We start from the raw sequence: 14,052 nt of genomic DNA on the forward strand, positions 1-14,052 counted from the left end.
AAATGGTGGCCGATGAAGCCGTTGATGCCAAGAATCAGGACTCGCTTCTGCTGCATGGATATATATGAAACCAGATTGATAGTGACCGGCCTGAAGCCGGCCAGGGAGTTATTCGGAACAGGTTTTACTGGGGACCGGCAAGCGATGCCACGTTAGTCACCACCACGCGACGCCAGTCGCGCGCCACCACGTACATCGACAGGGTCGGCGCGAGCGCCAGATAGGTCTCCGGGGACATCACGGCCATGGCCGGCTGGCCGTTCTTCCAGAGCCTGGTGAAACCTTCGACATCGGGCACCACGCGCTGCGGCTCCACCGTCGCGCCAAACGTCAGTTCGTCGGCCTGCCCCACCATCGTCAGCGGATGACGCAGGTAGAACGGCAAGGTATGGTCGAGCATCTGCACGCCGTAAAGCGGCATCTCCGGCGTCAACTTCTGCGCGATCTGCGGCGCGATATCGGCGCCCGACGCCGGGCGGCCGACCGTCTCGTGGCCAAGCAGCGCCACGGTGAAGCCCAGGTACATGCCCATCGCGTAGACCGCCACGCTGGGCAGCACGCCACGGCGCAGCAGCAGGCGGGCCGCCGCGATGCCCACCAGCATCACGACAAAGGCCACGGCCACCCAGACTGCGTAGGCGCGGTAGAACGAATTGGGGATGTGGTTGGCATTGAGCGTGGCCACCACGGGACTGGCCAGCAGCCCGCAGGCCGCCACGATCGCCATGCCGATGAGTTGCTTGCCCCAGCTACGCGGGCTCAGGCGATCGAGCGCCACCCCAGCGAGAATGCCCAGCGCGGGGATGACCGGCACGATATAGCCCGGCAGCTTCGAGCGGGAAATGCTGAAGAACACAAAGATCGCGATGGCCCAGATGCCGGCCATCAGCGCCGGACGGAAGCGTGCCTGCGTGCCTTCGACCGGCGCGCGCATGGCGGTCCACAGCTTCGGGAAGATGCCCGCCCACGGCAGGAACCCGCCGATGACCAGCGGCAGGAAGTAGAAAACCGAGCCCGAGCGCGAGTGGATATTCGACGTGTAGCGCTGCCAGTGTTCGTGAATGAAGAAGAAGTTCGGAAATTCGGGGTTACTGACCGATACCAGATAGAACCACGGTACCGTGATCACGAGCATCACCACGACGCCCAGCGCCAGATGCAGGCGGCGCCAGAGGCCCCAATCCCGCGTCACCAGCGTATAGACCACCAGCACCAGCCCCGGGAGCGCGATGCCCACCAGCCCCTTGGTCAGAATGGCCACGCCCATCGCGGCCCAGCAGGCGACCATCCAGCCGCGCCGCGCCGCCACGGAGGCGTCCGGATGCTGGCCCATCAGCATGAAGGCCAGCACGCAGGACATCACGCCCGCCAGGGTCATGTCGAGCGTATTGAAATGAGCCGCCACGCTCCACATCGGCGCGGCCAGCAGGGCCAGGCCGGTGAAGGCCGCGGCACGCGCGCCGAACCAGCGACGCGCGGCCATCATCGACACGCCGATGCCGAGCAACCCGGACAGCGCCACGGCCAGCCGTGCCTGCCACTCGCCCAGCCCGAACAGTTCATAGCCCACCACCGTCACCCACATATGGAATGGCGGCTTCTCGAAATACTTCAGCGCGTTATAACGAATCGTCACCCAGTCACTCGAGGCGAACATCTCGCGCGAAATCTCCGCATAGCGGCCTTCGTCGGGCCCGACCAGATGGCGCATGTCCAGCGAGACGAACCAGACCACCAGGGCCACGGCGACGAACAGCGCGACCCAGCCTGTGGCGGCCGACCAGCCGACCGCCCCTTGGGTCGACTGCGAGGATGCGACGGACGCGCGTTGCTGAGAGGTGGGTTGCGGCATGAAAGGGAGGGATGGGTAGGTGGGCTATCAGGGAAATCTCTGGCGCGACGCCATGCCCAGAAAAGCCGGCGTTCGCGATGACACCGGCTAAAAATAGCGCGCAGATTATGAGAGAAACGTTAACGTCAGATTAATAATGCGACACACTGCCTGCGATGCTACGCTTTCCACCGGCTGATATGGACCTTACGGCGCGATTGGTGCCACTATCTCAAACAGCCGTTTCAGTCACTATAAGATGCGAATCCTGATTGTTGAAGACGACCCGATGCTCGGCGACGGGCTCCAGCGCGGCCTGAAACTGATAGGTCATGCCGTGGACTGGTTCGGCACCGCCGCCGAAGCCGACCGTGCCATCGGCATGATGCACTACGACGCCGTGGTGCTGGACCTTGGCCTGCCAGACGACGATGGCGTGGCGTTGCTCGGCCGTTGGCGCCAGCAGGGCCGACAGATGCCGGTCGTGGTGCTGACCGCGCGCGATGCCGTGGCCAGCCGGATCTCCGGGCTAGACGCTGGCGCCGATGACTACCTGGTCAAGCCAGTGGAACTGGACGAACTGGCCGCCCGCCTTCGCGCGGTCACCCGCCGCGCGGCCGGGATGCCTGAGCCCGTCTGGCGCCATGGCCCGCTCGAGTACCAGCCCGCTGCGCGCCTGGCGCTCTGGCACGGCAAGGCCGTGGACCTGACCAGCCGGGAATCCATGCTGCTGGAACTGTTGCTGACCTACCCCAACCGCGTGCTGACGCGCGAATTCCTGCGCGACAAGCTCTATGACTGGGACAAGGGCTCGGAGAGCAACACGCTGGAAGTCCACATCCATCACCTGCGCAAGAAGCTCCATCCCGGCATCGTGCGCACGCTGCGCGGGGCCGGCTACACCCTGGGCACGCTCGAGGCGATCGAGATCGGCACCTCGGAACCTGAAGGCGGGGATCGCGCATGACGCTGCGGCGGCGGCTGATCCTGGCCGTCCTGGCCGCCGTGACGTTTGCATGGGTACTGACCAGCGCATTGATCTACCTGAGCGCCCAGGAAGAAATCAACGAGCTCTATGACACCGCGATGGTCCGCATGGCCCAGCAGATGCAGGCGCTGCTGCCGCGCGTGCATACGCAAACCTCGCCAGCGCCGCCGTCGGGGAACGGGCCGATCCCCGGAGATGCCGATCTGGTCGACGAGGGGTCGGCCGGGCTTGGCGATCTGGCGATCGCCGCATGGCGCCCCGACGGGGAGCCCCTGCACATCGACCCGGACGGCGATCACCTGCCCCTGCTGCCCGACGTCCAGGGGTTCACCGAGCGCGAGATCGACGGTGTGCCCTGGCGGCTCTACTACCTGAACGACCCGGCACAAGGCTGGCGCGTCTGCGTCGGTCAGGTCAAGGCCGAGCGCGGCGAACTGATCGTCGCGTATCTGCAGGCGCAGGTATTGCCCTGGGTCTTTGGGCTGCCGCTACTGACCACGCTGCTGCTCTGGGGCGTGAGCCGCGCCCTGCATCCCGTGCTGACGCTGTCGAAGGCCATTGCCGCGCGCGTGCCAGGCGATCCCACCCCGCTGACACTGCACGAGGTGCCGCGCGAACTCGTGCCGCTGGTGACGGAGATGAACAAGCTGCTGAGCCGCGCCACGGCGCTGCTCGAGCATGAACGCCGCCTGACCGCCGATGCCGCCCACGAACTGCGCACGCCGCTGGCGGCCCTGAAGGCCCAGTGGGAAGTCGCACGCCGCTCCGACGATCCGGCCGAGCGGTCCCGCGCCGCCGCCAACGTCGAGGCCGGCATCGACGGTATGAGCCGGCTGGTCTCGCAACTGTTGACGATGAGCAGGCTCGAGGACGAAGAGGCACCGCCCACGCGCGGCCCGGTGGACTGGCGGGAGGTGTCGCGGCAGGTGCTGTCGGATTGCCTGCTGCTGTCCGAACGGCGCAACGTCGATATGGAAGTGCTGTGGCCGCCGGCAGGCCAGCAACCGCTACCTGTCAACGGCGACCCGACACTGCTCGGCACGATGCTTCGTAATCTGGTGGACAACGCCATTCGCTATAGTCCGGCTGGCACGGTGGTGACGCTGGCGTTCGAACCGGACCGGATTACCGTGTCCGATCGTGGACCCGGCGTGGCACCGGAACTGCTGCGGCGGCTCGGTGACCGCTTCTTCCGCGCGGCAGGCCAGCAGGAGCAAGGTAACGGACTCGGGATCTCGATCGCGCGCCGCGTGGCCGTGCTGCATGGGCTCGCGCTGGAATTCGCCAACCGTCAGGATGGCGACGGCAGTGGACTGGTGGCCGCCATCCGGCTCAATGGCATGTATTGATCGGCATTGGCCCACAATGACTGGAAATCGTCAGAACCAGCTTCCGGCATGAGCACGCTCCGCGCCTCCGAAACCAATCGCGCCACCCAAAGCGCCTGGAAGGTCTTCCTCGTCTTCCTGCGGCTCGGTCTCACCTCCTTTGGCGGGCCGGTCGCCCATCTGGGCTACTTCCGCGACGCCTTCGTCACGCGCCGTCGCTGGCTCAGCGAACACGCTTACTCCGATATCGTCGCGCTGTGCCAGTTCCTGCCCGGCCCCGCCAGCAGCCAGGTAGGCATGGTGGTCGGTCTGTCGCGGGCCGGCTACCCCGGCGCCTTGGCCGCATGGGTCGGCTTCACACTGCCATCGGCCATCGCATTGATCCTGTTCGCGCTGGGCCTGTCGCACTACGGCAATCTGGTGCCGCCAAGCGCGCTGCACGGGCTCAAGGTGGCGGCAGTGGCGGTGGTCGCGCAGGCGGTCTGGGGCATGGCACGCTCGCTGTGCCCCGACGCTCCGCGCATCACGCTGATGATTCTCGCCTCCGTGGCCGTGACACTGATCCCCTCGCCGTGGTGCCAGGTCGGTGTGATGGTGGTCGCCGGGATGGTCGGCGCGCAGCGCTTCCGCACCGCACAGGTCCCGCCACACGAACCACTGTCGATACCCGTTGGGCATGGCGCGGCAATCGGATTCCTGCTGCTGTTCGCGGGACTGCTGGCCGGCCTGCCAGTGGTTGCCAGCATGATTCCGAACCATGCCCTGGCGTTGGTCGACGCGTTCTACCGTGCCGGCGCGCTGGTGTTCGGCGGCGGACACGTGGTACTGCCGCTGCTGCAGGCGGCAGTGGTACCCACAGGCTGGGTCGACAACGACACCTTCCTGGCCGGCTATGGCGCAACGCAGGCGGTACCGGGCCCCCTGTTCACGTTCGCGGCGTTCCTCGGCGCAGCCGGTGGTCCCGCGCCGACTGGCTGGATCGGCGGCATCGTGTGCCTGCTGGCGATTTTCGCGCCCTCCTTCCTGCTGGTCTTTGGCGCCCTGCCGTTCTGGGAGCGGTTGCGCCGCCACGCGGGCACACGCGCGGCGCTCGCGGGTGTCAACGCGGCCGTGGTGGGCCTGCTGCTGTCCGCGCTCTATCAGCCGGTCTGGACCAGCGCGATCCATGCCCCCGCCGATTTCGCGCTCGCACTGCTCGCGCTGGCTGCGCTGACCGTGTGGCGCGTGCCGCCGTGGGCCGTGGTGACGGGTTGCGCGCTGGCGGGCTGGGGGATGCATGTGGGCGGGGTGGCCTGAGCCAATGAAGCGCGCGGGGCTGGCTCGCCCTTGCGCCCGCGTGGCAATCGCCGCGCTGATCACGCTGCTGTCGGGCTGCGCCACCTCCACCGAAACCCCTGCTGCGAATGACCCGGCCACCACCATCGACGTGGTCGAGCGCGACTGGCACACCGACGTCTGCATCCGCACCGAGGATGCGGATACGCGCCTGATGCGGCTGGTGGTCGGGTACGAGGGCTCGCGTTACCTGTGCTTCGGCTTTGGCGATCGACACTACCTGCTCAGTCGCGAGCGCGGCCCGATGACGCTGCTGTCGGCGCTGCTCCCAGGCGCAGGCGCCATCCTGCTGACGGTCCTGCGCGATACGCCGGCCGCCGCATTCGGCGCGGACAACGTGGTGCGGCTCGACGTCGGCGAGCCCGGCATGGAACGGCTACGGGAATTCCTGGGCAACGCCGTGCAGACCGACGGTACCGGCGCCCCGATCAGCCTTGGAGAGGGTCCCTATCCAGGTGGCCTCTACTTCGGCGCCACGGCGGACTATGACGGCTTCTATACCTGCAATACCTGGACCGCCGACGCCTTGCGTGCGGCCGGCATCCCGATTTCTGGTCCCGTGCTGTTCGCCGACGGTGTCATGCGACAAGTCCGGCAGATTGCGCAGCCCGCGCGCTAGACCACTAGCACGGCGCCGGGCTGCAGATCGTTGTCGTGGTACCCGGGGCCGGTGTCACCACGGTGGTCTTCTGTGGAGGATTGGGATCGCTGCTGCTGAATGACACGCAACCGGCAAGGCAGATCGGCAGCATCAGGATCACGATGAGTCTGGACATGGTGTGTCCCTCCTGGATGTGCAAAAAGACAATACGCGGCCAGTATAGATAGCGGCACTGGCGCACCGCCATCGGCCTATCTCCTACAGCGGGTGAACAAAAAGACGCTGGCAAGTGACCCGATGATCAGCGGGAGCAACTTGTTCGCAGGCCCGATTCGGCGGATTGCGTCGAATCGGGCCCCTCGGTTCAACTATCAGCGCCGATCCGATCAAAGCCGATCACAGCCGATCGAAGCGATCCAGGTTCATGACCTTGACCCATGCCTTGGCAAAGTCCTGGACAAACTTCTCCTTGCTGTCGTCCGAGCCATAGACTTCCGCGACGGCACGCAGCTCCGAGTTCGAACCGAAGATCAGGTCGACCGGTGTGGCCTGCCACCTGACCTTGCCGGTCGCACGATCGCGCCCCTCGTACATGCCCTCATCCGAAGAAGACTTCGACCATTTGGTCGACATGTCGAGCAGGTTGACGAAGAAGTCATTGCTCAGCGTACCGGGGCGATCCGTAAACACTCCGTAGCGGGAGCTTCCCGCATTGGCGTCCAGCGCCCGCATGCCACCGAGCAGCACCGTCATCTCGGGCACTCTCAGGTTCAGGAAGCTCGCACGTTCGACCAGCATTTCGGCCGGAGAACGGGGACTCTGCTTGCCATAGTAATTACGGAAGCCATCCGCAACCGGCTCAAGCACCGCAAAGGACTGGACACTCGTCTGTTCCGCTGACGCGTCCATCCTGCCCGGTGTGAACGGCACCTGTATTTTGTGACCGCCCTTGTTAGCCGCTTCTTCCACGGCAGCCGTGCCACCCAGCACGATCAGGTCAGCGAGGGAGACCTTCTTGCCACTGCCCTTCTGTGCCTGATTGAAGTCCTTCTGAATGGTTTCCAGACGGCCCAGTACCTTGGCAAGCTCCGCCGGATCGTTCACCCCCCAGTCCTTCTGCGGTGCCAGGCGAATACGCGCCCCGTTGGCGCCACCGCGCATATCCGTCACGCGGAAGGATGCCGCCGACGCCCACGCAGTCCGGACCAGTTCCTGGGTGGTCAGGCCGGACGCCAGGATGGTGGCCTTCAGCTTGGCAACGTCCTTGTCGTCCACCAGTTTGTGATCGACCTTGGGGATTGGGTCCTGCCAGATCAGATCTTCCTGCGGTACGTCGGCACCGAGGTAGCGTGACTTCGGCCCCAGGTCACGGTGCATGAGCTTGAACCACGCCCTCGCGAACGCATCCTCGAATTCCTTCGGATTCTCAAGGAAGCGCTTTGAGATCTTCTGGTATTCCGGGTCCATCTTCAGCGCGATGTCGGTCGTGAACATCATCAGCTTGTGCCGCTTCTTTGGATCGTGGGCATCCGGAACGAAATTGGCGCTGACGTTGTTCTTGGGCACCCACTGCGTCGCACCGCCCGGGCCAGTTGTGGTTTCCCAGTCAAAGCTGTACAGCCATGTCAGGAACTCATGAGTCCAGCGCGTCGGGTTGGTCGACCATGCGCCCTCCAGACCGCTGTTGACGGTATCCACACCATGGCCCGTGCCGCACTTGCTGACCCAGCCCAGCCCCTGCTCTTCGATACCCGCGGCGGCTGGCTCCTTGCCCACACAGTCCGCCGGTTTGTGGGCGCCGTGGGACTTGCCGAACGTGTGCCCGCCGGCGATAAGCGCCACGGTGTCCACATCATCCATGCTCATACGACCAAAGGTCTCACGGATCTCCTTCGCCGAGGCCAAGGGGTCAGGCTTTCCTCCGGGCCCTTCAGGATTCACGTAAATCAGACCCATCTCCGTAGCCGCGAGCGGCTTCTGCAGCGCACCTTTCGCATCACCGCGCTGGTGGGCCAGCATTTTCTTCTCCGGCCCCCAGTTCACCATTTCGGGTTCCCAGTCGTCCACACGCCCACCGGCATAGCCAAAGGTCTTGAATCCCATCTCTTCCAGGGAAACGTTACCGGCCAGGACCATAAGGTCGCCCCAGGAAATCTTCTTGCCGTACTTTTGCTTGACCGGCCACAGAAGACGCCGCGCCTTGTCGAGGCCAACGTTGTCTGGCCAGCTATTGAGCGGATCGAAACGCTGCTGGGCGCCGGAAGCACCGCCCCGGCCGTCGAGGACGCGATAGACACCCGCGCCATGCCAGGCCATGCGAATGAAGAACGGCCCGTAGTTGCCGAAGTCAGCCGGCCACCAGGGCTGTGAGGTCTTCATGACAGCCGCGATATCCCGCTTCACGGCCTGGAGGTCCAGCGCCTTGAATTCCTCTGCATAGTTGAAGGCCTTACCCATGGGATCGGATTCCGCTGAATTGAATCGCAGCGGCCGCAGATCCAGTTGTTCTGGCCACCAGAAGCTATTCGGCGTTGTGTTCGTTTGTGCCATCAGTGGGCTGGTTGACATAGCAGCAGATACCGCAACAGCCAGCACGGAACGTTTTAAAGTTTTTACTATGTTCATGGAACAAATAACTCCTTGTGATTGGTTGCAAAAACCGCTGCCGCCATGCAAATGAATGGATGTGAAGGTGGGGATTTCGCACGATCAAATGGAGACCCGAGGAATCCGAGAACGGGACTCCTAGACCGCCGCTAGCGCGTCTTGACGGAACAGGTCGTCCCGATTCCTTGCATCCGGGCAGATAGGTTGGCTTCTCTCGCGTACTTCCTTTTCGATCTCGGTAATGCATCGAACTGAAGTGCCTTGCACTCTACGTGGAGATTGGCATTGCGATAATTCAATTATTTAAATTGAGCCGATAGTCAACGCAATTTGAAATCACTAGTATTCGTCCCGCCTGATTTCCACGACCACCTACTGACGACGGAGGCACCTGTATTCATTGGAGATAGGCACCAAAAATGAAATACAGTGAAAGATCGCAAGCACACTCACATCATGAAATCAAGAATTCATTCATTACGAAAATGTCATCGTGCAATTGACGATAATCAAATTCGAAGACCGACCGGACTGGCTTCAATCACGCCAAAGCGCAGCGTGGACAGATGCACGACAACGACAAGCGTCCGTCATGAAGCTGGCGGCGTGGACGCGCCAGCAGATTGCTGAGGGGGGAATCTCGAAAGGAGGTGGGCATTGGTAACGCCCTGAAAAGAGAGTGCCGAGCCGGCTGTGGCGGCCCCGAAACAAATAGAGCCGTCTCGGAAGACGGCTCCATGCCCCGCGTACTTTGTGTCAATTCGCCACCTGCCCATCCTGGTGCCTCTTCGGGCCTCCATGGACGATACCGGCGATGGCGAAGTCGGCCCGCGGCAACCCCTCCGGTCGCATCTGGATTCCCGACTTATTCAGCGGGCCAACAACGGATGTCATTCTGACGCTGCAATATTTAGGAAATAAGACGCTGCAATGCTTGTTACTGCACACGCGGATCAGGTCCAGGCTTATTTCTGTTGCGTCCGTTATCGTGGGGCCATCCACTCGCTAGAATGAAACAACCTGCTTCCCGGAGAGTACGTATGAAACGCGATGCCGTTGCCGTGACCGAGACAACTCCAGAGGGGCTGGCCGCCCTGATCTATCACATTGCCCACAGTGCCAGTCAGGGGCAGCTCGATCCCGAATTCGTACGCAAGCTTGGCAAACGCGTGGACAAGGAACTCGAAGCGATGGAAGCCGGTGGCAAGATGAATGCGACCGACAAGAAGCAGTTGCTGCACGCGGTGCAAACGCTACACACCACCACAGACGTGGAGGAAGGCGCCCGCCTGACACGCGCGCTGGAGCGCCTGCGCGATCATGATGCGCGCGCCGCGCTGCCCCCCGCCCAGTAAAAGCCCCCGCTGAAAACGAAGAACGCCCCTGGGCCGCCAAGTCGGCCCAGGGGCGTTTTTTTATCCGGCAGGACGGGGGGAAAGGCCCCGCCTGTCGGTGCCTCCCTTTAGCCGGATCGTAGTTGCTTAGAAGCGGTGACGGATACCTGCGATGGCGCCGGTCTGGTTGGCGCCGGCGATAGCCGTGCCAGCACCGTTCAGGCCCAGGTTCGATGCGCCCTTGTTGGTCACGTAGCCCACGTTCAGGTAGGCATCGGTGCGCTTCGAGAAGGCGTAATCGGCCGACAGCACGAACATCCACGAATCGTTGTTGCTCTCATGCGCATCAGTGTAGTACGCGGCACCAGTCAGGGACAGGGCCGGGGTCACGCGGTACAGGCCGCCGAGCCAGTAGACATTGTTGCGCGCGGCGGCAGTAGCAGCCGTGGCCACGCCATCGTCACGCATCCAGCGATAGCCGGCGAACACCTTGGCCGGGCCAAAGTCGTAGGACGTACCCACGGCCAGACGCTTGATGGCGCGGTCCGAAATGGCCGGCGTGCCGCTCTGAGTCTGGTCATAGGCGGTGCCGACCGAGAAGGCGCCGGCGGTGTAGGCCAGGCCGGCGCCGAATCCGCGACCAGCCTTGTAGTTGCCCGGCACTTCGCCGTTATTGTTGGCACCCGTGCTGTAGTACCCGGTGCCGGTCAGGCCGCCGAACTTGCCCGTGTACTTGAGCGAGTTGTCGGCGCGGCCATTGAAGCCCGAGTCAACCGAGTTCAGCGAGTACTTCGGACCCACGCCCATCGGGTCGTAGGCACCGAACAGGTCATACAGCGCGTTCTGCTGGCGACCCAGGGTCACGGCACCGAAGCCGCCCTGCAGGCCCACAAAGGCCTGGCGGCCGAACAGTCGGCTGCTCTGGCCGGACAAACCGGTGTCGATGTCGAAACCCGACTCGAGCGTGAAGATACCCTTCAGGCCACCGCCCAGGTCTTCCACGCCACGCAGGCCCCAGCGCGAACCGGACATGTTGCCCGAGCTCACGCGCACCGCGGTACCACCGTTGCCGCCCGGGGAGTGGGTAGCGAATTCAATACCTGCGTCGGCGATGCCGTACAGGGTCACGTTCGAGGCGGTTTGTGCCGATGCAACGCCGGACAGGGCGCACGTACCCGCAGCCGCCAAGGCAAATAGAGCTTTCTTCACTGTAAATTTCTCTGTTTTGTTTAAGACATTGAGATGCTTCCCCGCTCCGCAGTCGTCCGGAAAGTGCTTGCAACACAACGCCGTCGAGCGGCGACCGATGGGGGCGCATCGCAATTATTCCAATCCAGTATGAAATTCTTGTGTCGCAACTAGAGTTATTGCCATATCAGGAATCCACCCTCATAGAGGGTTGTGCTTTCAGACGATGCGTGATCCGGGTTTTCCCTGCCCACAATTTGGTAGCATTCACACTTTTCCGAGAACGGCATTTGACGCCCCGATGACAACGCGCAACGGGACCGCGGTGCCTGTGTCAATGCGCCTGGATTCCATCAAGACTTTCATCGCCTCACGCCTGTCGCTGATTCGTCAGCATTTGCGCCGTCCCACGCGGCGCGAGGTCGTGCTGGCGGTGGCCGCCATCCCGGCGCTGGTGCTGCTCTATATCCTGTTGCTGATCCCCTTCACGCCGGGCATCAGCGACATCCGCAAGGCCAAGTCCGAACAGCCCGCGCAGGTGCTGTCGGCCGACGGCAAGGAAATCGCGGTCTACCGCTGGGCCAACCGCGACTGGGTCAAACTTTCCGAGATCTCGCCCTATGTGGTCGACGCGCTGATCGCCACCGAGGACCACCGCTTCTATCAGCACCACGGGCTCGACTGGCGGCGCACTGCCTCGGCCGCCCTGCATACGTTCTCGGGCGACCGCCAGGGCGGCTCCACGCTCACGCAGCAGCTGGCGCGCAACCGCTACCCGGACGAGATCGGCCGCGCGCCCACGCTGACGCGCAAACTCAAGGAAGCGATCACGGCGCTGAAGATCGAAGCGCTTTACTCGAAGGACGAGATCCTCGAGACCTACCTCAACACGGTGCCGTTCCTGTACAACGCGTTCGGCATCGAGATGGCCGCGCGCACGTACTTCGACAAATCCGCCGACAAGCTCGACGTGCTGGAAGCCGCGACGCTGATCGGGATGCTCAAGGGCAACAGCTACTACAACCCGGTGCTGAACCCCGAGCGCGCGCTGGATCGCCGCAACACGGTGCTGGCCCAGATGGTGAAACGCGGCAAGCTCGACCCGGCCCGCTTCGAGACGCTGAAGAAGCGGCCACTGCGCATCGACTTCGAGCGCCAGATCGAGGCACCCGGCCCCGCGCCCCACTTCGCCCAGCAACTGCGCAAATGGCTGATTACCTGGGCTGACCGCAACGACTACAACCTCTATACCGACGGCCTGGTCATCCATACAACGATCGATTCGCGCCTGCAGACCATCGCCACCCAGGCACTGACGCGCCAGGGCAACCAGCTGCAATCGATCGCCAACGCTGCCTGGGCACCGCGCGCGGGATGGTCCGAGAGCCGGGGTCTGGTGCAGGCATTCGTGCGCGAAACACCGGAGTTCCGCGCCGCGGTGGCTGGCGGCCAGAGCGAGGAAGACGCGCTGAAGCACCTGATGGCCGATCGCCCCTTCATGCAGGCGCTGCGAGAGCAGAAGACGCGCGTCCAGGCCGGCTTCATGGCGATGGACCCGACAACCGGCGAAATCAAGGCCTGGGTCGGCAGCCGCGACTTCACGGTCGACGCGTTCGACCACGTGGCCCAGGCGCGTCGTCAGCCCGGATCCACGTTCAAGCCTTTCGTCTATGGCGCCGCGTTCGCGCGCGGGCAGAGTCCCGACGAGACCTTTATCGACCAGCCGGTCGAGATCAAGCTGGCCGGTGGCGAAATCTGGCGCCCCACCGACGAATCGCCGCCCACGGGCCGCGCGCTGAGCCTGCGTGACGGTCTGGTCTATTCGAAGAACACGATCACCGCCCAACTGGTGCAGACGATTGGCGCGGACCGCGTGGCGCAACTGGCCCGCGCGATGGGCGTGCGCGACAGCAAGCTCGAAGCCGTGCCATCGCTGGCACTGGGCACGAGTCCGGTGACGCTCAAGGAAATGGTCAGCGCCTACGGCACCATCGCCAATGGCGGGCAATACCTCGCGCCGACCATGGTCACGCGGATCGAAGACCAGCAAGGCAATGTGCTGGCGCAGTTCCGCGAGCCGTCGCCGCAACGCGCGCTATCGACCTCGGCCAACGAGACGCTCGTCGACGTGATGCGCGACGTGATCGACCGCGGCACCGGCACGGCGATCCGCACGCGCTTCGGCATCCGCGCCGACGTGGCGGGCAAGACCGGCACCACCCAGGACAATGCCGACGGCTGGTTTATCCTGATGCATCCCCAGCTCGTGGCCGGCGCATGGGTCGGCTTCAACGACAGCCGCGTGACGCTACGTAGCGACTACTGGGGCCAGGGCGCACACAGCGCGCTGCCGATCGTCGGTGACTTCTACCAGCGGGCCCTGCGCGCGCGGATCATCGACCCGCGTGTACGCTTCGCGGAGTCCGACGAGAAGACCTGGTACTCCGCGATTACCGATCAGATCAAGGGCTGGTACCAGAAGCTGTTCGGTGCCGGCAAGAAGGAAGAGGCCGCGCCCGTTCCACGTCCGGCGCCGCGCCGTCCGGCACTGCCGGAGACCGATAACGACGCCTTGCCACCGGCCAGCGCATCGGCGGCAATCGCCGACGGCGGTATGGCACTCGACCCAGGTGAAGTGGTGGAAGCCACGCCACCGTCGTCTTCCGCAAGCGCCCCGGCCGCCCCGGCCGCTCCAACCGCGCCTGCCATCCCGGCATCAGCGCAGTCCGTGCCGGTGGTCTCGCCCGCACCGCCAGTGGCACCTTCGGTGGCCGGCGAGCCGGCTCAGTCGGATGCTGCGCCAGCTACAGCGCACTGACACAGCCACACAGACACCCAGA

Annotated in this window: 10 protein-coding genes; 6 read left to right on the forward strand and 4 right to left on the reverse strand. The window is 64.0% G+C overall.

Going from position 1 to position 14,052, the window contains the following annotated elements:
* Nucleotides 1-124: 124 nt before the first annotated feature.
* The gene (locus D769_RS01430) at nucleotides 125-1,852 is read right to left on the reverse strand and encodes a glycosyltransferase family 39 protein (RefSeq protein WP_008641358.1); all 1,728 of its coding nucleotides are present in this window, start codon (nucleotides 1,850-1,852) and stop codon (nucleotides 125-127) included.
* Between the two features lie 238 nt (nucleotides 1,853-2,090).
* On the opposite strand from D769_RS01430, the gene D769_RS01435 reads away from it, so the two are divergent.
* The 4 genes from D769_RS01435 to D769_RS01450 are packed head-to-tail and all read left to right on the forward strand — an operon-like array spanning nucleotide 2,091 to nucleotide 6,101.
* Nucleotides 2,091-2,798, forward strand: coding sequence for a response regulator (locus tag D769_RS01435; RefSeq protein WP_011519254.1), 708 nt, complete (start codon nucleotides 2,091-2,093; stop codon nucleotides 2,796-2,798).
* Nucleotides 2,795-4,168, forward strand: a complete 1,374-nt coding sequence (locus tag D769_RS01440) for an ATP-binding protein (RefSeq protein ID WP_008641361.1) — start codon at nucleotides 2,795-2,797, stop codon at nucleotides 4,166-4,168. The genes D769_RS01435 and D769_RS01440 overlap by 4 nt, the downstream gene beginning before the upstream one ends.
* Before the next feature lie 48 nt (nucleotides 4,169-4,216).
* The gene (gene chrA, locus D769_RS01445; protein ID WP_008641363.1) at nucleotides 4,217-5,443 is read left to right on the forward strand and encodes a chromate efflux transporter; all 1,227 of its coding nucleotides are present in this window, start codon (nucleotides 4,217-4,219) and stop codon (nucleotides 5,441-5,443) included.
* A gap of 4 nt (nucleotides 5,444-5,447) precedes the next feature.
* Entirely contained in the window at nucleotides 5,448-6,101 is a 654-nt protein-coding gene (locus D769_RS01450) for a DUF2459 domain-containing protein (protein WP_008641365.1), read from the forward strand.
* 4 nt (nucleotides 6,102-6,105) lie between these two features.
* Here the strand turns inward: D769_RS01450 and D769_RS32175 are convergent, their stop codons facing one another.
* Both D769_RS32175 and katG read right to left on the reverse strand, forming a co-directional pair.
* A complete protein-coding gene (locus D769_RS32175; RefSeq protein ID WP_160172204.1) occupies nucleotides 6,106-6,258 on the reverse strand; it encodes a hypothetical protein in 153 nt (50 codons plus the stop codon).
* A gap of 221 nt (nucleotides 6,259-6,479) precedes the next feature.
* On the reverse strand, nucleotides 6,480-8,651 hold the full coding sequence (gene katG, locus D769_RS01460; protein WP_008641370.1) for a catalase/peroxidase HPI: 2,172 nt from the start codon (nucleotides 8,649-8,651) through the stop codon (nucleotides 6,480-6,482).
* A 1,079-nt stretch (nucleotides 8,652-9,730) separates the two neighbouring features.
* On the opposite strand from katG, the gene D769_RS01465 reads away from it, so the two are divergent.
* Complete coding sequence (locus D769_RS01465) at nucleotides 9,731-10,045, forward strand: hypothetical protein (RefSeq protein WP_008641381.1); 315 nt, start codon at nucleotides 9,731-9,733, stop codon at nucleotides 10,043-10,045.
* Between the two features lie 126 nt (nucleotides 10,046-10,171).
* Here D769_RS01465 and D769_RS01470 read toward each other — a convergent pair whose 3' ends face one another.
* Nucleotides 10,172-11,233 carry a porin gene (locus D769_RS01470; RefSeq protein WP_008641382.1) on the reverse strand — a complete coding sequence of 354 codons (1,062 nt, stop codon included), beginning with the start codon at nucleotides 11,231-11,233 and terminating at the stop codon, nucleotides 10,172-10,174.
* Between the two features lie 316 nt (nucleotides 11,234-11,549).
* Here D769_RS01470 and D769_RS01475 point away from each other — a divergent pair, with 316 nt between their 5' ends.
* A complete protein-coding gene (locus D769_RS01475; protein ID WP_040010820.1) occupies nucleotides 11,550-14,030 on the forward strand; it encodes a transglycosylase domain-containing protein in 2,481 nt (826 codons plus the stop codon).
* The last annotated feature ends 22 nt before the right edge of the window (nucleotides 14,031-14,052 follow it).

The sequence above is a fragment of the Cupriavidus sp. HMR-1 genome (genome assembly GCF_000319775.1).
Taxonomy (GTDB): domain Bacteria; phylum Pseudomonadota; class Gammaproteobacteria; order Burkholderiales; family Burkholderiaceae; genus Cupriavidus; species Cupriavidus metallidurans.